Genomic DNA, 22,822 nt, shown 5'->3' on the forward strand with positions numbered 1-22,822 from the left:
TCTAAACCTTAAATGCTGCCAGTGCCCTCGCTCTGGCTTCCTTATGATCAACAATGGGTGCAACATAATCAGAGCATTGCTTGAGCGCCAAATAGTCGTGTGGAAAATGAATATACTTATCCGGCACATCGTGCAGCTCTGGTACATACTTACGAATGAAATCCCCTTGTGGATCAAACTTTTCACTCTGTGTTAGTGGGTTAAATATTCTAAAATAAGGTTGCGCATCACACCCTGTACTCGCCGCCCACTGCCAACCGCCATTGTTACTTGCTAGATCACCATCGATCAAATGTGTCATAAAGTACTTTTCACCACGGCGCCAATCAATTAGCAAATGCTTAGTGAGGAAGCTCGCCACTATCATACGTAATCGGTTATGCATCCAACCGGTTTGGTTAAGCTGGCGCATAGCCGCATCAACAATCGGATAACCTGTTTTTCCTTCACACCACGCCTTAAATTGTTGTTCATCCTGACGCCAATTGACCATGTCGTACTTTTCATTAAAGTTCCTATGACGACACAAGCGCGGAAAGCTAATGATCAAATGGCGATAGAACTCACGCCAAATCAGCTCATTCACCCAGCAAAATTCAGCTCGATTAGTTGTATGTAATATATCAGGGTAAAAGAGCTGCAACTGCGCCAACAGTTGTTTGACACTCACCATTCCCAATGCCAGATATGGGCTCAATCCCGATGTGCCTTTCACACTCGGAATATCTCTTTGTGCCTGATACTTCGCACACTTATGTTCAATAAAGTAGTTTGCTATGTGAGCAATACTATCGTCATCCACCGGCCACTTCTCTGAACTGCCATCACTTTGCAAACAGTCAGGCATGGACCATGATACGCTTTCGTTGTTTTTACTTTTCGGCCAACTAGGTATATAAAAGTGTGTCTGTTCATGTTGTTTTAACCACGCTTTTTTGAACGGAGTAAAAACTTTAAACATTTCGCCACCTTGTGTTTTTACACTGTGTGGTGGCGCAACCAAATCACCATCAAACAGCGTCAATTCTATATTTTGAGCCTGACACTGTTTGTCGCGTTCGCGTTCATTAACTTCATATTCAGCATTGGCATAGACCAAAGTAGTGTTTTGCTCATCACAAAACGCCTTCAATTCCTGTGGTATCTGGGCAAAGGTATCGACAGTTTTTACATGTAAGTGTATTCCATACTCACAGAGCCTTTCACCCAACCAAGCCACGCGGCGCTTGAGCAAATCAATCTGAATCGCTGCGCTATCATGCTGTTGCCACTGTTTTTCACAGACAAAAAAAAGTGCCTCGGTGGCACCATTTTCAACCGCGGCTATTAGTGCCTCATTGGCGAAATAGCGTAAGTCTCTTCGAAACCAAAATATCGGTGCCATTAAATTCCAAACCTCAACTTAAGTTCATTTGGGTAGGGATCGAAATACACTTGCTGCGCCAAATAGTCATTAGGATGCACTTTAAGGTGATGCTTAAGTAAGGTGAGCGGTACATACAAAGGCACTAGTCCCTTACGATATTCATCAATCGCGTTACACAATTCCTGTTTTTCAATCTTCGACAAATCGTTTTTAAAATAACCTTGCAAATGAGTCAGTGTGTTTGTCTGGTTTTTCCTTGATGCTGGACTAGATAAGGCCTTCATCAATCCAGAGATATAATTCTCTTTGACCTGTTCGATTGGCTCACTAGCAGCCTGCGCTAAGTAACGGCCAAGCGCTCTATAAGATTCGTAGTTATGACTCATCACCAGATATTTGTGTTTAGCATGAAATTGGGTAAGTTCATGTAAACCCACAGGGGACTCCACCAACTCTTGCCAGCTCTTGAACACATAAACACGCATGACAAAGTTCTCTCGCAAATGGGGATCGTTCAAACGTCCGTTTTCCTCACAGGGCAATAACGGATTGTGCGCCATAATTTGCTGAGCAAAAAAGCCGACCCCCTCTGAAGTATTACCCGTACCCGCTTCGTTATATATTTTTACCCGTTCCATGCCACAGCTCGGACTCTTGGCACAAAATACAAACCCTGACAAATTTTTGGCCTGCTCTGTAGCCACTTTCTTGCCATATTCCGTGAGTTGCGGCCCTACATCACCACTGCCATCTGGACGGCATACTTTGATACTATCCCCTACTTTTACCTGCCTGATTGTAGGCCTAGGAATAGGTAAACCAACCGCAACCTCAGGGCAAAATTTTACATATTCAACATGATGAGCCAACTCATCCATACAAAAATTAGATCGCTTGTGACCCGTATCAAATCTGACTTTTTCACCTGCTAAACAGGCGCTAATTCCTATTTTTATTGACGATGATCTTTCCATTGCTATCTTGCCTAGTATATTAAATTGCCTATTGGATTTAGAAGCTTACTCAGTCCTTTATTGAAATGCAGCGCACTGTTTACGACGGTAAAACACAAGCAGCCCGATTGCGTAGCGGGTGAGTGATGGTGTCTGCCATCTAGCCAGATAAAATCACCGGGCACATAACTGCCACGCTCATCCGAAAATTCACCGTCTAAAAGGAGTGTGAGTTCGAAGCCAGTGTGCGTGTGATGTGGGATCTCTCCACCTGCACCTATTTGTAGTAGACTCGCGCGCAATTCGCCATCATCCAGTTGTAATCGTGAGCGGGAAAGCTTACCCAACTGAACAAAATTACCACGCTTCATGTTTGCAATTGCTCTAGGAAGTGCAACAGTTCTATTCTGATATTCAAGCGTTTTTGGCACATAAGCTTTTGGAATATCAATGTCATCACTAGAGGTGATCTGGGCGAATAAACTGGAAAAGTCGTCTTGCTCAATGTCATCTTCAAGCGTTGTAAACAGCGTATCAGCATTCGCGCTTTCTAGACTCTCCACCTTAGAGCGACAACAATCACACAACTCTATATGTGCAGAAACAGCAATACTTAGTGTGGCTGGCAACGCTCCTTGACTGAATTGGGTTAACAACTCTTCAGTTGGGTGGTATTTAATCATTGCTGTCTCCTATTTCTGCTCGGAGTTTCTGTAATGCTAGTCTTAATCTGGATTTGACGGTTCCAACCGGAATACTCAAATGCTCTGCTAACTGTTCTTGGGACATTTCTTGAAAGTAGACGCCTTTAACCACTTCCTGTTGTGCCAAAGGAAGCTTACTTATATGGTCCTGAATTTGTTTGCTTTGTAGATGGTCCTGAAACTCAGTATCTGTCGCCTGCTGTTCTTGAAACAGTGGCCAGATTTCTTCACTAATATGTTCTTCTTTATTGCTTTTCATTTTTCTCAACGCATCAAATGACGCGTTACGCATTACCGTGTACACCCAGGTTGTTGCAGCCCCTCTGTCTGGATGATACAAATGCGCCTTGCGCCATACTGATGTCAGCGTTTCTTGAACGAGCTCCATAGCCAAAGCTTCGTTACCGAATTGCTTAATGCCGAAGCGTTTTATTTTGGGTGCAAAGTATTGAAATAGTTGAGCAAATGCTCTTTTGTCTCTGTTTTCAGCTACTTTACACAATGCGTCTGTTAGGGCTTGCGTTGGCGCCTGTTCCATGTTGGTTTTATTTCCCGTCACTGCGCGTGTCTCGCATCTGGGTGCATAGTCAACCATAGTTAGAGTTCTCTTCATACTATCGATAACTAGGTTTTACGAAGGTGTGCACTTAATGGATCACTCTGTCTGATACAAAACAGTATGGAGGAAATTAATCACTTGTTCAAAGTTTCCATTAGATCGAAGTTTATGTTTTTCAGATATATTTATCGGCAGTAATTCCAACCAACGACTCGCGACCCAAAGTGGGTCATGAAAATGCTTTTCTCTGTATAACTGGTCTAAATGTGGATGTTGGGCAAATAAGTCAGCTAACATCTCGCTCATTTCACTGACAAAGTGATTGGCTTTCAGATCGCAACTGTTCCATACCCTTTCTTCTATCACTGTCACATCGGCATAGCGCAGTTGCTGTTCATCTTGATAGGGAGCTGACAGTGCTACTCTATGCTTTGCATATACATCAATCAGAAGCTGCCCCCCCTCATCCTGAGAGAAATCTATGATATCAACCAGAACACCTTCTTGGGGTACATTAAGAACAGCCTGCTCGACATACTCACACAACACAAAACCGTGTGCATTTTTAAGCGCTTCACCGACCATGCTAAGGTATCTAGGTTCAAAGATTCTTAATCTGGTATATCCACCCGGAAGTAGAAATATTGGCAAAGGAAAAATGGCTCGTCTCATAATTACCCAGTTGATTGTTCAAACTTGTATTAAGATACGCGACGCTTTGCAATTACGATCAGCTATGTTCCAACCATTGGTATTTTTTCATGTTAACTTTACCGTTTATAAACAGTACTCCTTCTGACTCGAGGAGCTGGCGCTGCTGAATGAATTTATCAGACGCCACAGGAAACGAAATTTTTCCCTGACTGTTGATAACTCGAAACCAAGGTAATGAACTGTGCGCAGGTAAATTCTTTAGCAAACGGCCCACTGCTCTAGATTGGTTAGCCGCGCCAGCGAGCTTTGCTAATTGGCCGTAAGCGGCAACCTTGCCTGCCGGAATCGACCCAATTAAGGTGTAAACTCGTTCTTTGAACGCGTCATCAATATGACTGTTGGGCATACTGTTTTCCTATCGCTTTAAATTTTTGCCAGATCGCTCTTGCCACCGGACCATGATGCCTAGCTAATTTCCTAAATACATGAATTTTTGCAGTAAATGTGCTTTTCCTGTCACTCACAGCAATCTGTTGTAGCAAACCACTTTCAAGTTCAGCACGACAATGGCTTAGGCTTATCATCGCAAACCCTGTTCCGGTTAGCAAAAATGACTTAATCGACGCAATATCATCTAGTTTCATCATACCCGCACCTTTAGCGTATGAGAGTCTATCACTGTCAAAGTTAAACCCACTCTCAAACATAGCCAGACAAGGGTATTGCGCTAACTCCTCGTAACTGACTTTACTAGGTAACAAACCGGTTTTTGCCACTAGCCCTAAACGGATCTCGCCGATTTCTATCGACTCTAAGTCACCTGTAGCATGAAATAAATCAAACCAAGGTCCAATCCCGATGTCGGCAACCCCACTGTTTACCTGTTCAAGGGCAACAAATCGCTTACCACTGGTAATGGCCATTTCAGTATGAGGAAATTGCTTAAATATGTCTCCAATGGCCTCATTGTATTGTTCCTGATAACACAAAGGCTCGTAGCAAATACTAAACTTAGCTTCATTTCCCGCGGAAAATTCGTTTGCTAAAACTTGCAAATCATCTCTCAAAACCAAAAGCTTCGACGATTCTTCACAGAACCTTTTTCCTTTTTCAGTTAACGTAACTCGATAACCACTGCGGTTGATTAGGGTAAAACCTAGCTGCTCTTCGAGCCTTTTGAGTGCTTGCGTCACCGCCGGCTGTGTTTTAAACAATAGTTGAGCCGCTTCACTCAAACTGGAGGTCTTACCAACCGTATACAATATTTCTAAATCCGAAATCTTCATAATAAAACTTTATATAGATTCTAATTTTATATAATTTTTATTTTATATCGTTTTTCTATACTCTGCATCTCAAGTTTGGTTATCACTAGGTTAGATGGAGTTATTACATGTACAGAATCACCGCCTTTGCAATGGCACTGCTATTGCTCACTGGCTGCCAAGACCAAGAAGTAGCTACTACCCAAGATGCCCCCATACGTCCAGTAAAATTAGTGACGGTTTCCACTAACACACAGGGAGATGTTAGAAGCTTTCCCGCTGAAGTTGTTGCAAATCAAGGATCTTATTTGGCGTTTCGAGTCAATGGCGAATTGATGGAGTTTCCCGTACTTGCTGGTCAAGAAGTCATTGAAGGCCAGTTGCTCGCTAAACTCGACCCTGAAGACTTTTTGCTGCAACTTGAACAGCGTAAGGCACAATATGAACTAGCCTCTTCACAACTGTCTCGTATTGATTCGCTTTATAAGAAATCCATAGCTAGCAAATCTGAATATGATCAGGCTCTTGCAAATAAACAGGTGGCCGAGTCTGCGTTGAAAATAGCACAAACGAACCTACAAAATAGTGAGCTGCGCGCACCATTTAGCGGCACCATAGCCAAGGTCTTTGTTAAAAACTATGAAAATGTCGTCGCCAAACAAAATATATTAAGACTAGAAACTCGCGATATGATGGATGTGGTGATCCAAGTACCTGAAAAACTCGTCGCTCGCGTAGACAAAGACTTAGATTATCATCCCACCGTCGTGTTTGACGGCTATCCAGATAAGTCTTATCAACTGACAGTCAAAGAATGGGACACACAGGCAGACCCTGCAACGTTGAGCTATAAGGTTGTGTTTACCTTACCCATTCCCGAGGACTTTAACCTTTTAGCGGGTATGACTGGGCATGTCTACATTGACCGGGCAAAGATCACCCAAATGACTTCTGAACAGGTAACCGTACCTGTAGCCGCTGTATTTTCTGACCAAACCAAGTCACTTAAAGGTAATGCTTATGTGTGGATTTATGATGAAGTTAGTCAAACAATCAGCAAACAAGCCGTAAAAATCGGCAAAATGCGTGAACAAAGCATCGAGATCACCCAAGGCCTATCCAATGGCGATATTATCGTTGCCGCAGGGGTACATCACCTTCAAGAAGGTCTAAAAGTACGACCTTGGACCAAAGAACGAGGGCTATAACTATGAGTCTGGCAAAATGGTCCATAGAAAACAAAGTGATCAGTTGGATGTTTGCTTTACTGCTGCTACTCGCTGGTATTGTTTCATACTTTGGCTTAGGGCAACTTGAAGATCCTGAGTTCACGCTAAAAAAAGCAATGGTAGTTACCGTCTACCCGGGGGCTTCTCCACAGCAAGTGGAAGAAGAAGTCACATTTGTCATTGAAAACGCGATTCAACAACTTCCTTATGTGGATTATGTAACCTCCATTTCATCGGCAGGCAAATCTTAAATCACTGTGGAAATGAAAAGCTCTTACCGTAAAGAGGATCTCAAACAAATTTGGGATGAGTTGCGCAGAAAAATCAACGATCTTAAACCAAACCTTCCACCCGGTGTTTATCCACCCAAAGTGATAGATGATTTTGCAGATGTCTATGGCGTAATGTACGCAGTGACAGGCCAAGGCTATTCTTATGATGAACTTAAAGATTATGTAGACTATCTCAAGCGTGAACTGGTCTTAGTCGATGGTGTCAGCAAGGTAACCGTTGCAGGTGAACAACAAGCCCAAGTTATTGTAGAAATTTCAACTCAAAAACTATCGCAACTGGGGATTGCACCATCTTACATTTTTAGCCTGTTACAGTCGCAAAACAGCGTTTCCAACGCTGGTAAAATCCGTGTCGGTGATGAGTCTATTCGTTTACATCCAACAGGTGAGTTCCAAGATGTTAAAGAGCTCGAACACTTACTTATTTCTAAACCCGGCGCTAAAGAACTCATTTATTTGGGCGATGTAGCCAACGTCAGTAGAGAATATGCTGAGATCCCTTCTCATATCACACGCTTTAATGAACAAAGAGCGCTATTAGTAGGCGTTTCTTTTAGCTCAGGAGTCAATGTGGTTGATATCGGCAACGCTATCAATAAGCATTTGGCATCTTTAGAATACCAGCGCCCACATGGCATCGAGATCAACACGGTTTATCATCAACCAAACGAGGTGGAGAAATCGGTAGATGGGTTTATCGTCAGCCTACTTGAAGCTGTCGCCATTGTCATCGTGGTACTGCTCGTGTTCATGGGAGTTAAGAGCGGCGTACTGATCGGTGCAGTGCTGTTATTAACCGTGCTGGGTACTTTCATATTTATGAAGATATTTGCGATTGATTTACAAAGAATTTCTCTTGGTGCATTAATCATAGCTCTAGGAATGCTGGTCGATAACGCAATTGTTGTCACCGAAGGCATACTCATCAACTTAAAGCGTGGTCAAAGCAAGCTGCAAGCGGCAGTAAACATTGTAGAACAGACAAAATGGCCACTACTTGGCGCAACGGTTATCGGCATTACTGCGTTTGCGCCAATTGGCTTGAGTAGCGATGCCAGTGGTGAATTTGCCGGTTCTCTGTTTTGGGTATTATTGATTTCACTTTTGCTAAGCTGGGTTACCGCCATTACACTTACACCGTTTTTTGCTGATCAGCTGTTTAAGACCAGCGAGAAAAATGAGTCAGATGCTGCCGATGACCCATATAAGGGCATTATTTTTAACGTCTACAAAGCATTGCTATCCTACTCGCTCAAGCACAGAGCCATGACAATCGCCCTTATGGTGATATTACTTGGCATTGCCATTGTTGGATTCAAGTCAGTAAAGCAATCGTTCTTTCCGGCTTCGAATACCCCCATGTTTTATGTGGATTACTGGCACTATCAAGGTGCAGACATACGTAGCACCGCGGATAATCTCGCTACAATTGAATCATTCTTAAAACAAGATCCGCTGGTAACAGAAGTCACAACAACGATAGGCCAAGGTGCACCAAGATTTATGCTGACCTATGCCCCCGAGAAGCAATATGCAGCATATGGACAGCTTATCGTCAGAGTACAAGATAGAGACGCGGTGAGAACCATGATTGCCCGACTTCGAGAGTACGAAAGTCATAGCGCAATATCTGGTGAACTGAAAATTAAGCGTATGGAAATAGGTCCTTCTACCGATGCCAAAATAGAGGCCCGTTTCTCTGGCCCAGATCCTGTTGTACTCAGGCAGTTAGCTGCACAAGCAAAGGCCGTGCTGGCAAAAGATGCTGGTGCATATAACATCAAGGACAACTGGCGACAGCGCACCAAAGTACTGAGGCCCGAGTTTAACGAGCAAAAGGCACGCCGTTTGGGGATCAGTAAAACAGACTTGGATCAACTGCTATTGACCAGCATCAGCGGTAGCAAAGTGGGTCTATATCGCGACGGTACACAACTGCTACCTATTATCGCTCGCTCAACTGATGAAGAACGAAAGACCGTTGATAACCTAAGTGATTTGCAAATTTTCAGTCCTGTATTAGGTGTGTATGTGCCTATCACTCAGGTGGTTGATGAGTTCAACGTAATGTGGGAAGACCCATTGATTATGCGACGAGACCGCAAACGCACCATTACCGTGATGGCTGACCATGACGTAATTGGTGACGAAACACCGGCCAAACTTTTCGCCAGAGTACGCAGTGAGATAGAAACAATAGCACTACCTCATGGATACGAAATGCAATGGGGCGGCGAATTCGAATCATCTTCTAAAGCAAAGAAAGCCATCTTTGGGTCTCTACCAGTTGGTTACTTGGCTATGTTTATGATCACCGTGTTGCTTTTCAATTCAGTTAAGCAACCTCTGGTCATCTGGTCAACCGTGCCATTGGCTGTCATCGGCGTAACTGCGGGCCTTGTTTTACTTAACGCCCCCTTTAGTTTTATGGCTTTACTGGGACTGTTGAGTTTATCCGGAATGCTCATCAAAAATGGTATTGTATTGATGGATCAGATAAACCTAGAACTTGCCCAAGGTAAAGCACCGTACCAAGCCGTCTTTGACTCTGGGGTTAGCCGTGTAAGGCCCGTTTCAATGGCAGCCATCACCACTATTCTAGGCATGATCCCGTTGTTGTTTGACGTATTCTTTCAATCAATGGCCGTGACCATCATGTTTGGTTTAGGGTTTGCTACAATACTAACGCTGATTGTTTTACCCGTTATGTATTGTTTAGTGTTTGGTATTAAACAGCCCAAAGCTTAAATCAAAAAAGGCCCGTAAGGGCCTTCTTAAATTCCGATATAACTTAATTATTGCTCATCTTGGTTTACTGTAAATCCCCTTTACACCTCTACTTTTCAAGCATAGCGATTAGCATTTCTTATACTTTCAAAATCGTTAAATCTAACACCATGTTCTTTTAAGATTGGCAAAATTCTCGGGCTCAGCCACTGGCGAATATAAAAAGGCTGATTTGGCACAAAATGATGAATAGTGTGTGTTGTGCCAAAGTTGAAACAAAACAATTGAAACGGCAAAACAAGCCAGTGGTTAATTACGTGTGTTTGCTCCAGCAGGTTTTTAACACCGCCATAATAATGCATTGATGACGTAACTAAGTTTAGGCTAACAGACCTTAGTAGATTGGGTAGCACCAATACCACCAGCAGTATATTCACCCAATTCATATACTCTTGTAACCACCATGGATAGCTATAAGCTTCACCAATTAGTAGATTAAAACCATGATAAAATACCGCACTATACAATACGATATAGTAGCTAGTCGTAATCGGAAATCCCGCGTTAAATACCTTGAGAAAATGAAAACTAGAAATATCACGAGCTAACGCTTTACGAAAGATCACCAGTCCTAATAAACCATCTACAATGACTATCAGTCTTAAAAACGGATTACGGATCCCATTTCCCACTAGTCGCTCTTCTAAATCTTCTTTAGTACCTGAGGTTTTATGATGATGTATATGAATTTTTCGTCGATACCACGGATTAATGGTATTGGGTCGCATGAACCACACCGTCAGCATCATCACGTTGTGAAGTAAGCTATTTGCACGAAAGTACTGCTTGTGTATTAGGTCATGTTCCAATTCATGTGACAATGAGGCGAAAATAGCTGTGCATAGCACACACACTAACGCGTTGACTTTCCCCGCATAGTACAACCACGCCATAGCCAACATACCTGATAGGGCAAATAGTAATATGCCCAGCCCAATTAGGTTTTGATAACGTAAAAAGCGATATTTTGATCGTAGTTTTTGCTCTTCATTTTTGATTTCACTGACGATGGTGTTAATAGCAGTGCTGACACTGTGATGATGCATAGTCATATTTAAGGTAATGTCTAATTGAGGACAGAGCTACAATGGTAGCTCTGTAAAAAATAGCAGGTTACAGACTTTCTAAAATGGCTTCTGCTTTACTTACTTCAAACTGCTTTGGCGCTTCAACATTCAACTGAGTAACAACACCGTTATCAATGATCATCGCGTAGCGGGTTGAGCGAACACCACCAAAGTTTTGTGTATCCATTTCAAGTCCTAATGACTTGGTAAAACTGGCGTCACCATCGGCCAGCATGCGGATTTCTTCAGCGTTTTGTGCCTCACCCCATGCTTTCATAACGAATGCATCATTAACAGATACACATGCAATCATATCAACGCCTTTCGCTTTGATCTTGTCAGCTAAAGTGACAAAACCTGGAAGATGAGAAGCAGAGCAAGTAGGTGTAAATGCGCCTGGTACCGCAAATAAAACGACCTTCTTGTTGGCGAAAAGCTCTTGTATGTTATGGTTTACCATACCTTCAGTGGTAAGTTCACTTAGTGTTGCACTTGGTAATGCTTGTCCTTGTTCTATCATCTTATTCGTTCCTCTGGAGAGTGTTAAAAACTCAGTGTAGTGTTAAATTAAGTCATAAAAAACTGGTAAATCTAAGGGCTAATATCTTAATCTAGAAATCGTGATGCAACACTATGCCCTTGTTTCAGTTGCAAAAGATCCCATAAATTACCATATAGATCACAGAACACCGCTACTGTGCCATAATCCTGCTCAGTTGGGGGTCTGATGAATTCGATCCCCTCTTTGACCATCTTATCGTGATCACGCCAGAAATCATCGGTACAGAGAAACAAAAATACCCGCCCCCCAGTTTGCTTACCGATACATTCCATTTGCTGCTCAGTTGTCGCTTTTGCCAGTAAAATCGTCGCACCTTTCGAACCTGGCGGCGCAATCACGACCCAACGTTTGTTTTGCTCGCTTTGATAACTATCTTCCAATAGTTCAAAGTTAAGCTTATTGACATAAAAATCAATCGCTTCATCATAATCACGAACAACCAAAGCAATGTGGATCAGTTCCTGCCTCATAGTAATTCCTACGGACGTTTCTTAAGTGATAGGGTTCCCGGTTTGCGTTTGGCTTTTGAAGAGTGACTTCGAGCTGGTTTTGCATCATTGCGCTGAGGTCTTTCTTTAGCTGTGGACGGTTTGTTTGCATACGGCGCTTTTCGTGCTTTTGAACCACTGTCTAAGCGCTTGTTTGGGTCAACTGATCCTTCTTCTGTTTTTGCAGAATCTGAGATTGAATCATTGATTGCACGCATTTCCGCATCAGACAAATGTCGCCATTGCCCCGGCCTTAAACCGTTTAGATTAACATTCATGATACGAACGCGCTTAAGGGTCACTACTTCATAGCCCAAATATTCGCACATGCGACGTATCTGCCTGTTTAACCCTTGAGTCAAAATAATGGTAAAAGTTCTCTCGCCTGTTTGTTCGACAAAACATTTTTTGGTAACTGTGTCCAGAATAGGCAAACCACCCGCCATGCGCTCAATAAAACGTTTGTTGATTGGTCTATCAACGCCCACCACATATTCTTTCTCATGATTGTTTCCAGCTCGTAGGATCTTATTGACGATATCACCTTCGTTGGTCAAAAAGATTAACCCTTCCGATGGTCTATCCAAACGACCGATTGGAAAAATACGCTCTGGATAATTTATAGCACTGACAATATTGCTCTTGATCTTACGTTCAGTTGTACAGGTTATACCAACAGGCTTATTGTATGCGATATAAACCCTTTTTGGCTTAGCTTTGAGTGGTTTATTATCGATTAAAATAACATCATTATCACTGACTTTGAGCCCCATTTCAGGCAAATTACCATTCACCTTAACTCGGCCAGTTTCGATGAGTTTGTCAGCCTCACGACGCGAACAAAACCCCGTTTCGCTGATATATTTATTTAGCCGTGTTAGTTGCGTCACCGATAACCCTTATATACATAGTAAAAAGTGCATTTTAAACGATTGACGCACAAAATGCTTAATTTTCTGCTGCAAAATTAATAGGCTTGTGCCTTATTCGATGTCGAGCGGGAGTACTTTCTGAGGAGCCACTCAAATGGCCCTTGTTTAAAGTATTTTAAATACATTGGCGCCAAAATAAGTTGCAAACCAACACCAACCAACGCTACTTGTAAATAATCAACACGATTAAACGTTAGCCTTGTATCAGGTGCAATCCAAGTAAAATAACTAACCAGCACAAAAGATTGCATTAGATAACAGGTAAGCGCGAGTTTGCCAACAGCACTGAGCCATTGACTTAGCTTTGAAGTAGGCGATATCCATGTATTGATATGGGTAATGAGCAAAGCACCAAACACTGCATTGACCCACACAAGTCCGTCATTGAATGCTAACAGTTGTGCTGGTGCAAAACACAGCAGTATGACACTTGCCAATGACATCATAGACACAGCTAAAATCACTTGAAATAGATGAGGCTTTGCCAGACCATGACTAAAAACCTGTTGTCGATAGCAATACACGCCTATCAGCATCACCCCTAGCGAGTTCCAAACTGTTAGCACAGGTAACATTAAAATCATAATGCCAAACATCGATGCATTGTGCATGATAAGGCTAATCAAGTCAGTGGGGGCACGTGAGATGACGCTATGAAATTCGCTGCTTTGGCGATAAATTGTTTCACTGTCACCAAGTTGCATAAATACAACCAACAACGCACTACTTACCAGCAACATGGCAAAGCCGTGAAATAGCAATGTTGCTTGGCTACGCTGTAAATACCCTAATGCCAGTAACCCTGCGAGGCCATAGCTGAGCAAAATATCACCGGGCCAAATCAAAAAGCCGTGTAATAGTCCAATTACTATTAGACATTTCAGCCTTGGCTTAAGGCTTATAGCATCTTTGCTCTTTTCATACTGTATAACCAGTGCAGCACCAAACAACATGCAAAATAGCGAACGAAACCTGCCGTCTAACAATAATATGTTAATGTATTCAATGATTTTATCGCTTACATTTGCAGGCGATAAGGCAACATAACCAGTTTCAAGCAAAGCAAAATAATATACATTGAGAAACAGCAACCCTAAAACGGCTATGCCTCTGAGCCTATCAAGCTGTATTATCCTCATAATTAGTACAAGGTTTCGTTGTACATATCCGCCCAACGTATCGCATCTGCATGGAACTCAGGTAGGCGTTGATCGTTGATGTTCAGCAAGCTACAGGCTTCTTGCAGTTGCCACCAACTACCACTTTCATAAGCTTTTACAACATTTAATATATAATACAATAAGTTATGCTTACCCATTAATGCATCTTGCAACTCTTCAGGAAAGGGTAAACGTGACACAACCTGATCCATCGGTCGGTCTAAAATCGCATCTAACAATGAAAACAACCCTGTGAGAAAACTCATGCTTTTAATATTGGGATTGAGGCTCTTGGCTATCAGTTCACAAAAGCGTGAACGCACAATGCTTAGACGTGTCAGTTCTGTGGGTTTACCTTCGGCGATATGCGCTGTCATGATTAAGCCAACAAACTTTTTCACACGTTCATCACCAAGATAAACCAGTGCTTGTTTTAAAGACTCTATGCGCTTTTTCAGCGGAAACACACCTGAATTGATCAAACGTAGTAACTTATAGGCCAACGCTGTATCTTGAGCAAATAAGCGTGCAATCTTGTCGATACTCATATGCGGCTTTAACACTTCAGCATAAATGAGTAATACAATGGCGTGGTTGATTTCAATATCGTTCTGTTGAATAACACGTGGCTTAGCAAAGAAATATCCTTGAAAGAAATGAAAACCCATTTCCTTTGCTTGTTCAAACTCGGCTTCTGTTTCTACTTTTTCGGCCAACAGCTTCATGTTTTTTCTTTGTCTGAACTCTCCGACCAATTCTTCTATTTGGTCCAAAGAGTTTTGCTGTATATCGAACTTAACCAAGCGTATGAGTTTTAGAAATGGTTCCCACTGTTTTGTGTATTCAAAGTCATCTAGCGCTAAACGATAATTCTGGTGGAACAGATCTTTGACTTTTTCATAATTCTCCGAGGTGGGAGAAACCGTTTCTAACAATTCTAAAATGACATCCTGACAGGGTAAAAAATGCGCCAACTCCTGATTCAGCGAGTCAGGGCCGATATTAATGAGAGCCTTCTTTCCGGAGGTTAGATAGCGAGTCCCCAAGTTCAATTGGTTATCCATGATTAGTTTTGCAGTCGCTGCGTCGTCAGCAATATTAGGAAAACTATTGCTTGTTCCATCACGAAATAACAACTCGTAAGCCACCACCTGCTTACGGCGGTTGAAAATAGCTTGTCGAGCAACAAAAACCTTCAAATGTTGACTCCTCAGTGTAGCCACTTCCAATGTAGCACTTTACTATCTATCAAAAACTCGATTCTAACCCTAAATAATTATAATTAATATAGAACTAAGCTATTAATACTTGAGAAATTTAGCTTGATAACTATAGCACTTGTACATCAAAAAGCAGACTCTGGGCCTGCTTTGTTCATGAAATGATCAAAAAATATCTAGGCCGCTATTGATAAAGTTGGTCAATATACTCATGTGCAGCTTGCAACCACGTATAACGCGCCGCCGCTGCGTTACTAGCCAATTGCTGGTATTGTGTTTGATTATCAGCGTACATATTAATAGCAAAGTTAAATTTTTCAAGTAGTTGAGATACTTGTTCAGCCAAGTCTTCCCCAGAGAATGAAAAACCGTTTTCAAGGTCTTTGACCGTATCGGCCAAACCACCTACCTGATGAACTAAACATGGTTGTCCCGCTCTCATAGCAAGCATTTGGCTGATCCCACACGGCTCAAAGGAGCTGGGCATCAGAAACAAATCGCCCAAGTGATAAAGCATATCTCCAATATCTTGCCCATAACCGCTTAAATAAAGTAAGTTTTCATTTCGTGCCATCACTTGTGTAAACACGCTTTCGAGATATTTGTCACCCGAACCCAAGATGATGATACGCCCCGAGTTTGCTGCGGCTAATTTGGCAAGTTCATCAAGTACTAAAGCATTTGCAAATGGCTGACGCAGTAATAGCGCTTTTTGATCCGTCAAACGCCCAACACTGGTAATAAGAGGCCCTTGCCATGAAGATTTTGACCAAGCGCGTAACCGTTGATGGGCGATATAATGGCTTGATTGCACTACCGCTTGCTTACTCATCCATTTCAAGAGTTCAGCTTCAACCAAAACAAGGTAATCAGGCAAAGTCGTTTCCTGAATATTCATAGCAGGGTATTCACAGCCATTGAGAATACCCACTAACTTGCCATGACGTTTGGCTATTTGCATATCATGTTCAAGCCCTTCACCGCCAAAAATCCCCTATCAGGCTCACTAGTATGCAACACTTCTTCACTGTAAGTTGGTGATACAACATGCACTTTGTCAGCCAGCGCTATCGCGCTTCTCATCGGGTTAAAGCAATGAGGGTGCTGATGGTCACATAACATCTGACCATCGTAACTCAGTGTAGGAAACCAAGCTTCTAGACTCGACTCATCATGGTTAAACGGTCGGATCCCTTGCAGCGCCAAATTATGGACCGTGTAAACCGTTTTCAGTTGTTTTAAATGCACAAACCTTGGACTGAACTTTTGTAACACCGCAACGCAGGCTGCATGCCAGTCATGAAGATGAAGCACATCTAAATGTGCAAACATCTTATGTTCTATCGCCTCACTTACCGCAGCACAAAAAAAAGCAAATTTAGTTGCGTCTGTGGCAAAAGGGCGGTGTCCCTCATCGTTACAGTAAATTTCACCATGGTGTTGGCTAAACAAGGAATGGGAAATCACATATTGTGTTACCCCATTTTGCTGCTCTACCTGCCACAATGTTGCCGTTTCTAAGTGTTGCCGAAAAGGCACAGCGATATCTGCAACAAAATGTCTATTTAGCTGGCTCTGACCATAATCAGGCACCACCACATTCACCTCAATGCCTTGATTACTCAAGGCATAGGGGATATCACGGATAACATCCGCAACGCCCCCGACTTTACAATTTGGCAGCCGATCATTCTCGGCCGCGACCATTAATACCCGCATGTTACGCCTTATTATGCAGTTTGGAGTTTTTGTTTGGCTTTTTGCTGTTTTTGATTATATGCAAGCAACATTTCTCTTGTAACTAACACTATACCTTTATTTGTAACTCTAAAGCCATTTTCTCTATCTAAATCAGGGTCAAAGCCAATTTCTAATCCCTGAGGAACATGGCATCCTCTGTCTATGATTGCATTGCGAATATTACAGTTACGCTCAATCACAACTCCCGGCAATACCACCGACCCTTCTATTTTACAGTACGAGTGCAAATGCACGTTGGAGAACAGTAGTGACTTTTTCACCGCAGAGCCCGATATAATACACCCGCCAGAAACCGTTGAGTCTACCGCCATGCCACGGCGGTCATCATCATCGAAGATAAACTTCGCAGGTGGTAACTGTTCCTGATAGGTCCAAATTGGCCAACTTGGGTCATATAAATCCAATTGTGGCTCTGGTGATACCAACTCCATATTGGCTTCCCAAAATGAATCCAACGTTCCCACATCACGCCAATATGGCTGGCCATCATAACTCGGGTCACGAAATGGAAATGCAAATACATTATGCTCTTCGATGATGGCTGGAATAATATCATGACCAAAATCTCTACCTGAGCCTTCTCTTTCGGCGTCTTGCTTTAATTGTTCAAACAAAAACTCCGTATTGAACACATAGTTACCCATTGATGCTAAACAAAGTCCATCTTTACCAGGGATTGATGTCGGTTGTGCCGGTTTTTCGTCAAAACGACGCACCCGTTTATCCCCATCAACCGTCATCACCCCGAATGTATTCGCCGCTTCTTCACAGGGTACTTCGATACAACACACCGTCATATCTGCGCCTGTTTCAACATGTTTAGCTAACAATGCACCATAGTCCATACGATAAACGTGGTCGCCAGATAAAATCATCACATATTTTGGCAGCTCATGGCGAATAATATCCATGTTTTGGAACACGGCATCAGCTGTTCCACAATACCATTCATCTCCATATCGTTGTGATGCAGGCAGTATCTCCACTGACTCGCCCAGCTCTTTCTTAAAGTGACCCCACGCGCGGTTTACGTGGCGGATAAGTGAATGGGACTTATATTGAGTGGCAATACCCACTCTTCTGATCCCTGAGTTGATACAATTTGATAAAGGAAAATCGATGATCCTGTGTTTACCACCAAAATATACTGCTGGCTTTGCTCGCCAATTGGTTAATTCATGTAAACGAGACCCTCGACCACCCGCCAAAATTAAAGCGTAAGTTTCTCTGGTTAAGCTACTTATGTAGCGATTTGCGTAACTGGGCATAACTTTCTCCAAATATCCTTGTGAGGTGGTCTATTGCATTGGCGACAAACGCCAAATCTCATCGCAATATTGTTGAATGGTTCGGTCACTGGAAAAACTTCCACTGGCCGCAGTATTTAATATGCTGATCCTCGTCCATGTTGACGGGTCTAGATAGGTATCAGAGGCCTTTTGCTGTGCTTCGACATAGCTTGCAAAATCGTGTGCGACTAGCCACTGATCATTTGGACTCTTAATAGCGTCGATGATGTCATCAAAAATGTTTGGTTCAAGTAAATTGAAGTGGCCACTTTGTAATAAACTCATCACCGCATTTAAATTCGGGTCTTGCGCTATAAGATGCTCTGGATTGTAATGGCTGCGTATAGCATCCGTCTGATCGGCATGTGCACCGAATAAGAAGAAGTTATCAGCACCGACATTGTCACGAATTTCAATGTTGGCACCATCTAGTGTGCCGATGGTAATTGCGCCATTCATCATAAACTTCATATTGCCAGTCCCTGATGCTTCCTTACCAGCAGTTGAAATTTGTTCAGACAAGTCAGTCGCAGGGCAAATCGCCTCCATTGCTGTGACGTTGTAATTAGGGAAAAACGCAACTCTAAGGTAGGGCTTTGCTTTTTCATCACTGTTAATCACACTGGCGACGTTATTAATGAGCTTAATGATCTTTTTCGCCATGTAATAACCTGGTGCAGCTTTGCCACCAATGAGTATGCAACGTGGAGCCATACCTTCAACATCGCCTTTGAGAATGCGATCATAAAGATGAATAACGTGCAATACATTCAACAGCTGACGTTTGTATTCATGGATCCGTTTTACTTGGACGTCAAACATCATGTTGACATCAAAGCCCACACCACAACGCTGCTTGACCAATTCACATAAACGTTGTTTGTTTGCTGTTTTGACTTCTTGCCACTGCTGGTGAAACTCAGCGTCGTCGTAATAACGGCGAAGCTTCTCTATTTGACTAAAGTCCGCGACCCACTGTGAGCCAATTTTCGAACTGATGAGTGCACTTAATTTAGGATTACAATGTGCAAGCCAACGTCTGGGAGTCACGCCATTTGTCTTGTTGTTGAACTTCTGTGGCCACAACTCATAGAAAGTTTTAAATAGACCAGACTTGAGAAGCTCGGTATGTAAAGCGGCAACGCCATTTACCGAGTAACTGCCCACAATCGCCAAATAAGCCATGCGGATCTGCGGAACATCACCTTCTTCTATCAAAGATAATTCTCTTTGCTTACTTACATCACCCGGCCAATGCAGTGCGACTTGAGCGAGAAAGCGTGCATTTATCTCATAAATTATTTCTAATAACCGTGGTAGCAGTTTTTTGAACAAGGGTACTGACCACTTTTCTAATGCTTCTGGCAGTAAAGTGTGATTCGTGTAGGCCATCGTCTGTGTGGTGATCTGCCAAGCCTCATCCCAATCTAGTTCATACACATCAACAAACAAGCGCATCAATTCCGCAACCGCAATACTCGGATGAGTATCGTTGAGCTGAAACACTTGATACTGAGCAAAATCACTAAAATTAGCGCCGTACCTCTCAACCCACTGCAGTAAAATATCTTGCAAACTGGCACTGGAAAGAAAGTATTGCTGGCGTAAACGTAACTCCTTGCCATTTTCACTGGTGTCATTTGGATAAAGCACCATAGTGATTTGTTCAGCAAGATTCTTTCTTGCCACCGCTTCTGAGTAACTACCCGCATTAAATTCGGATAAATCAAATTCATCCGTTGCTTCTGATTTCCACAATCGTAATGTATTTACCACACCATTCTGATACCCAGGAATTGGCACATCATAAGGAACGGCGAGTACGTCATGAGTATCAACCCATTGTCTGTGTTCACGCCCACTTCTATCTCGAAATGTTTCAACATGGCCAAAGAACTTAACTCTTTGCGCCTGCTCTGGCGCACTTAATTCCCACGGGTGCCCTTCACGTAACCAGTTGTCTGGCTGCTCTACCTGATGACCCTGTTCAATCATTTGATTAAACATGCCATATTCATAACGAATACCATAACCGACAACGGGCAACGCTAAACTGGCACAGCTATCCAAGAAACACGCAGCCAGTCGTCCTAAACCACCATTACCCAAACCGGCATCATGCTCTGCCTCACCAACTCGCTCAAGTTCAGTACAGTATTGTTGAAGTGCCTGTTGTGTCCCCTGCTGGAGGTCTAGGTTTAACACCGCGTTACCCAAAGCTCGCCCCATCAAAAACTCCAATGAAAGATAGGCCGCTTTACGGGTTTTCTTTTCTTTCAAATACTGGTTTGTTGCACGGCATCTGGCAATCAAGCGATCTCTTATGGTCAGTGCGAGCGCGTGATATAAGTAAAGCTGAGACTCGCCCACTTTATCCCTACCCAAGGTGTAATAGAAATGACGCATCAAGTCGTCACTTAAAGTGCTTTCATCAAGTTTTGGTGCATCTTGCCAATGTTTTACTACGCACACGTTAGCGCTTTTTTTAGCCATGTGTGATTCCTTCTTTTACTGATGTAAAAACCCAACTGGATTGGGGGGAAATTGCAACTGAATTGGTGGCGGTTTTATCCGCTTTACAGCTAGAAATTGCCAATTGCCAGTGCTGACTAAACGGCGGTTCTGGCAAAGTTAAATGCAAAAGCTCGGTGCTGGCATTAAGAATAATTAACAGCGCCTGTTGTTTTTGGTTATCGAGCAAGGTATAAACCAGCCAGCGCCTTTGCGCCTCATGCCATTGCTCTGGATGCATAGCTTCGCCCAGTTCATTTAACCAACGCACCGAAAATCGGCTGTCGTTAGCATGTATATAAAAAGGATGAGAAAACGCGCTAAATTGCCTACGCAATGCAACGAGCTCTTTTATAAAAAACGTTAAACTATGATTAAATTGAGATGATTTCCAAGCCAGCCAATTACTACGATTATCTTGGCAATACGCATTATTGTTACCACCTTGAGAATGCCCAAACTCACTGCCAGCCGCTATCATAGGCACGCCCTTTGATAAAAATAGCGTCAATAGTGCATTTTTCTGCATTTGCAGACGAAGTGAGGTGATTTTTGGGTCCGTTGAAAAACCTTCTTGCCCGCAATTCATTGAATGATTTGCGCTGTGCCCGTCACGGTTTTGCTCACCGTTCGCTTCATTGTGCTTATATTCATAGCTTACCCAATCGGCTAACGTAAAACCGTCATGACTAGTAACGAAGTTAATCGAACTAAGTGGCCCACGCAGATTATGCTCAAATAAATCGTGAGAACCATGTACACGTTTTGCAAGCTCCGGTAGTACTCCTTGCTCACCACGCCAAAAACGCCTTAGCGTGTCCCTGTATTTATCGTTCCACTCGCGCCACGGCACGGGAAAAGCGCCAAGTTGATAGCCACCAGGGCCAATGTCCCACGGTTCTGCAATCAACTTAACGTCTTGCAGAACTGGGTCTTGCAGCACCGTCTGTAAGAAAGTATGGTAACGGTTAAAGCCATCAGCATTTCTAGCCAAAATAGATGCTAAGTCAAACCTAAAGCCATCTACCCCCATGACTTCAACCCAGTATCGCAAACTGTCTAGCACCAGTTGTAATGTATACGGATCATCAATATTTAAGGTGTTACCACAGCCTGTATCATTTATATAAACATCTGGATGCTGGGCAGCGCTCCGATAATATCCTTGATTATTCAGCCCTTTAAAAGACAATACAGGCCCATCTACCCCAGCCTCAGCAGTGTGGTTGTAAACCACATCCAAGATGACCTCAATGCCAGCTTCATGTAAACGCTTTACCGTCTCTTGAAACTCTCTTACATCACCGCTTTTTAAGTAAGCCTTGTGGGGGGTAAAATAATTTAGCGTGTTGTATCCCCAATAGTTAGTCAATCCTTTGGTCGTCAGAAACTGTTCGCTCACAAAGGCATGCACGGGCAGTAATTCTATGGTCGTCACACCAAGGAATTGCAGATGACTAATGAAGGCAGGTTCCGCAAGTGCCGAAAACTTCCCCCTTTTCGACTCTGGTATTTCAGGGTGTCTGAATGTGGCCCCTTTCACATGACATTCGTAGATTACCGTTCTAGACCAAGGAACCTTGGGTTTACTGCCTTCATACATAGGCACATCAACCACTCTAGATTTTGGCATATCAATCGCGTTATCCAAATGACTGAGTGTTCCCACGGGCATATGGCAAAAGTGTCGCTCACTCCAAGTAAACTCTCCATGGAGATCTTTCGCATAGGGGTCGAGCAGTAGCTTGTTAGCATTAAACAGCTTTCCTTTTTGCGGGTTATACTCGCCATCAGCTCGGTATCCATACAAACACCCACTCGCCAGTGGCGAAACAAATACACTCCATACGCCGCCTTCATGAAGGTACATGCTGATACGCGCTACCTCTGAGTGGCCACTGTTATCAAAAAGACACAAGCTAAGCGACTTGGCGTGTGGGGCGTAGACCGCAAAATTTACGCCTTCGTTAACCAGTGTACTGCCAAGCGGGCGACAGCTACCCCGTCTCGAATGCAACATGA

The 22,822-nt window shown here is 43.0% G+C and carries 17 protein-coding genes and 2 pseudogenes; 2 read left to right on the top strand and 17 right to left on the bottom strand.

The annotated features are described in order from the left end of the window. Nucleotide 1: 1 nt before the first annotated feature. The 7 genes from phrB to C2M32_RS17400 form a co-directional block, all read right to left on the bottom strand. Nucleotides 2–1,384, bottom strand: coding sequence for a deoxyribodipyrimidine photo-lyase (gene phrB, locus C2M32_RS17370; RefSeq protein ID WP_105169583.1), 1,383 nt, complete (start codon nucleotides 1,382–1,384; stop codon nucleotides 2–4). Beyond that, the gene (locus C2M32_RS17375) at nucleotides 1,384–2,340 is read right to left on the bottom strand and encodes a YbgA family protein (protein WP_105169584.1); all 957 of its coding nucleotides are present in this window, start codon (nucleotides 2,338–2,340) and stop codon (nucleotides 1,384–1,386) included. The genes phrB and C2M32_RS17375 overlap by 1 nt, the downstream gene beginning before the upstream one ends. A gap of 11 nt (nucleotides 2,341–2,351) precedes the next feature. Continuing rightward, complete coding sequence (locus C2M32_RS17380; protein WP_105169585.1) at nucleotides 2,352–3,002, bottom strand: ChrR family anti-sigma-E factor; 651 nt, start codon at nucleotides 3,000–3,002, stop codon at nucleotides 2,352–2,354. After that, on the bottom strand, nucleotides 2,995–3,561 hold the full coding sequence (locus C2M32_RS17385) for a sigma-70 family RNA polymerase sigma factor (protein WP_442792728.1): 567 nt from the start codon (nucleotides 3,559–3,561) through the stop codon (nucleotides 2,995–2,997). Before C2M32_RS17385 ends, C2M32_RS17380 begins: the two co-directional genes overlap by 8 nt. 117 nt (nucleotides 3,562–3,678) lie before the next feature. After that, nucleotides 3,679–4,254, bottom strand: coding sequence for an LON peptidase substrate-binding domain-containing protein (locus C2M32_RS17390; RefSeq protein ID WP_105169587.1), 576 nt, complete (start codon nucleotides 4,252–4,254; stop codon nucleotides 3,679–3,681). 58 nt (nucleotides 4,255–4,312) lie between these two features. Then, a complete protein-coding gene (locus C2M32_RS17395) occupies nucleotides 4,313–4,642 on the bottom strand; it encodes an MGMT family protein (RefSeq protein ID WP_105169588.1) in 330 nt (109 codons plus the stop codon). After that, the gene (locus C2M32_RS17400; RefSeq protein ID WP_105169589.1) at nucleotides 4,623–5,522 is read right to left on the bottom strand and encodes a LysR family transcriptional regulator; all 900 of its coding nucleotides are present in this window, start codon (nucleotides 5,520–5,522) and stop codon (nucleotides 4,623–4,625) included. The genes C2M32_RS17395 and C2M32_RS17400 overlap by 20 nt, the downstream gene beginning before the upstream one ends. Nucleotides 5,523–5,629: 107 nt before the next feature. Between C2M32_RS17400 and C2M32_RS17405 the strand changes: the two genes are divergently transcribed. After that, nucleotides 5,630–6,709: an efflux RND transporter periplasmic adaptor subunit gene (locus tag C2M32_RS17405; protein ID WP_105169590.1), complete on the top strand. Its 1,080-nt coding sequence runs from the start codon at nucleotides 5,630–5,632 to the stop codon at nucleotides 6,707–6,709. A 2-nt stretch (nucleotides 6,710–6,711) separates the two neighbouring features. Continuing rightward, nucleotides 6,712–9,771 (top strand): annotated as a pseudogene (locus C2M32_RS17410) (efflux RND transporter permease subunit). A 95-nt stretch (nucleotides 9,772–9,866) separates the two neighbouring features. Here C2M32_RS17410 and C2M32_RS17415 read toward each other — a convergent pair. The 10 genes and pseudogenes from C2M32_RS17415 to glgX form a co-directional block, all read right to left on the bottom strand. After that, the gene (locus C2M32_RS17415) at nucleotides 9,867–10,856 is read right to left on the bottom strand and encodes a fatty acid desaturase (RefSeq protein WP_105170131.1); all 990 of its coding nucleotides are present in this window, start codon (nucleotides 10,854–10,856) and stop codon (nucleotides 9,867–9,869) included. A gap of 67 nt (nucleotides 10,857–10,923) precedes the next feature. Beyond that, complete coding sequence (locus C2M32_RS17420) at nucleotides 10,924–11,397, bottom strand: peroxiredoxin (protein WP_105169591.1); 474 nt, start codon at nucleotides 11,395–11,397, stop codon at nucleotides 10,924–10,926. 86 nt (nucleotides 11,398–11,483) lie between these two features. Then, entirely contained in the window at nucleotides 11,484–11,909 is a 426-nt protein-coding gene (locus C2M32_RS17425; RefSeq protein WP_105169592.1) for a VOC family protein, read from the bottom strand. A gap of 8 nt (nucleotides 11,910–11,917) precedes the next feature. Continuing rightward, complete coding sequence (gene rluF / locus C2M32_RS17430; protein ID WP_105169593.1) at nucleotides 11,918–12,817, bottom strand: 23S rRNA pseudouridine(2604) synthase RluF; 900 nt, start codon at nucleotides 12,815–12,817, stop codon at nucleotides 11,918–11,920. Nucleotides 12,818–12,894: 77 nt separating this feature from the next. Beyond that, nucleotides 12,895–13,998: a DUF418 domain-containing protein gene (locus tag C2M32_RS17435; RefSeq protein ID WP_105169594.1), complete on the bottom strand. Its 1,104-nt coding sequence runs from the start codon at nucleotides 13,996–13,998 to the stop codon at nucleotides 12,895–12,897. A gap of 2 nt (nucleotides 13,999–14,000) precedes the next feature. Next, on the bottom strand, nucleotides 14,001–15,218 hold the full coding sequence (locus tag C2M32_RS17440) for an EAL and HDOD domain-containing protein (RefSeq protein ID WP_105169595.1): 1,218 nt from the start codon (nucleotides 15,216–15,218) through the stop codon (nucleotides 14,001–14,003). 205 nt (nucleotides 15,219–15,423) lie between these two features. After that, nucleotides 15,424–16,958: pseudogene (locus C2M32_RS17445) on the bottom strand (glycogen synthase). Between the two features lie 11 nt (nucleotides 16,959–16,969). Beyond that, nucleotides 16,970–18,268, bottom strand: coding sequence for a glucose-1-phosphate adenylyltransferase (gene glgC / locus C2M32_RS17450; protein WP_105169596.1), 1,299 nt, complete (start codon nucleotides 18,266–18,268; stop codon nucleotides 16,970–16,972). A 30-nt stretch (nucleotides 18,269–18,298) separates the two neighbouring features. Next, entirely contained in the window at nucleotides 18,299–20,782 is a 2,484-nt protein-coding gene (locus tag C2M32_RS17455; protein WP_105169597.1) for a glycogen/starch/alpha-glucan phosphorylase, read from the bottom strand. Further along, nucleotides 20,775–22,820: a glycogen debranching protein GlgX gene (gene glgX / locus C2M32_RS17460; protein ID WP_105169598.1), complete on the bottom strand. Its 2,046-nt coding sequence runs from the start codon at nucleotides 22,818–22,820 to the stop codon at nucleotides 20,775–20,777. Before glgX ends, C2M32_RS17455 begins: the two co-directional genes overlap by 8 nt. Nucleotides 22,821–22,822: the final 2 nt, after the last annotated feature.

Origin of the sequence: Pseudoalteromonas sp. T1lg23B (genome assembly GCF_002964665.1) — a bacterium.
Lineage (GTDB): Bacteria > Pseudomonadota > Gammaproteobacteria > Enterobacterales > Alteromonadaceae > Pseudoalteromonas.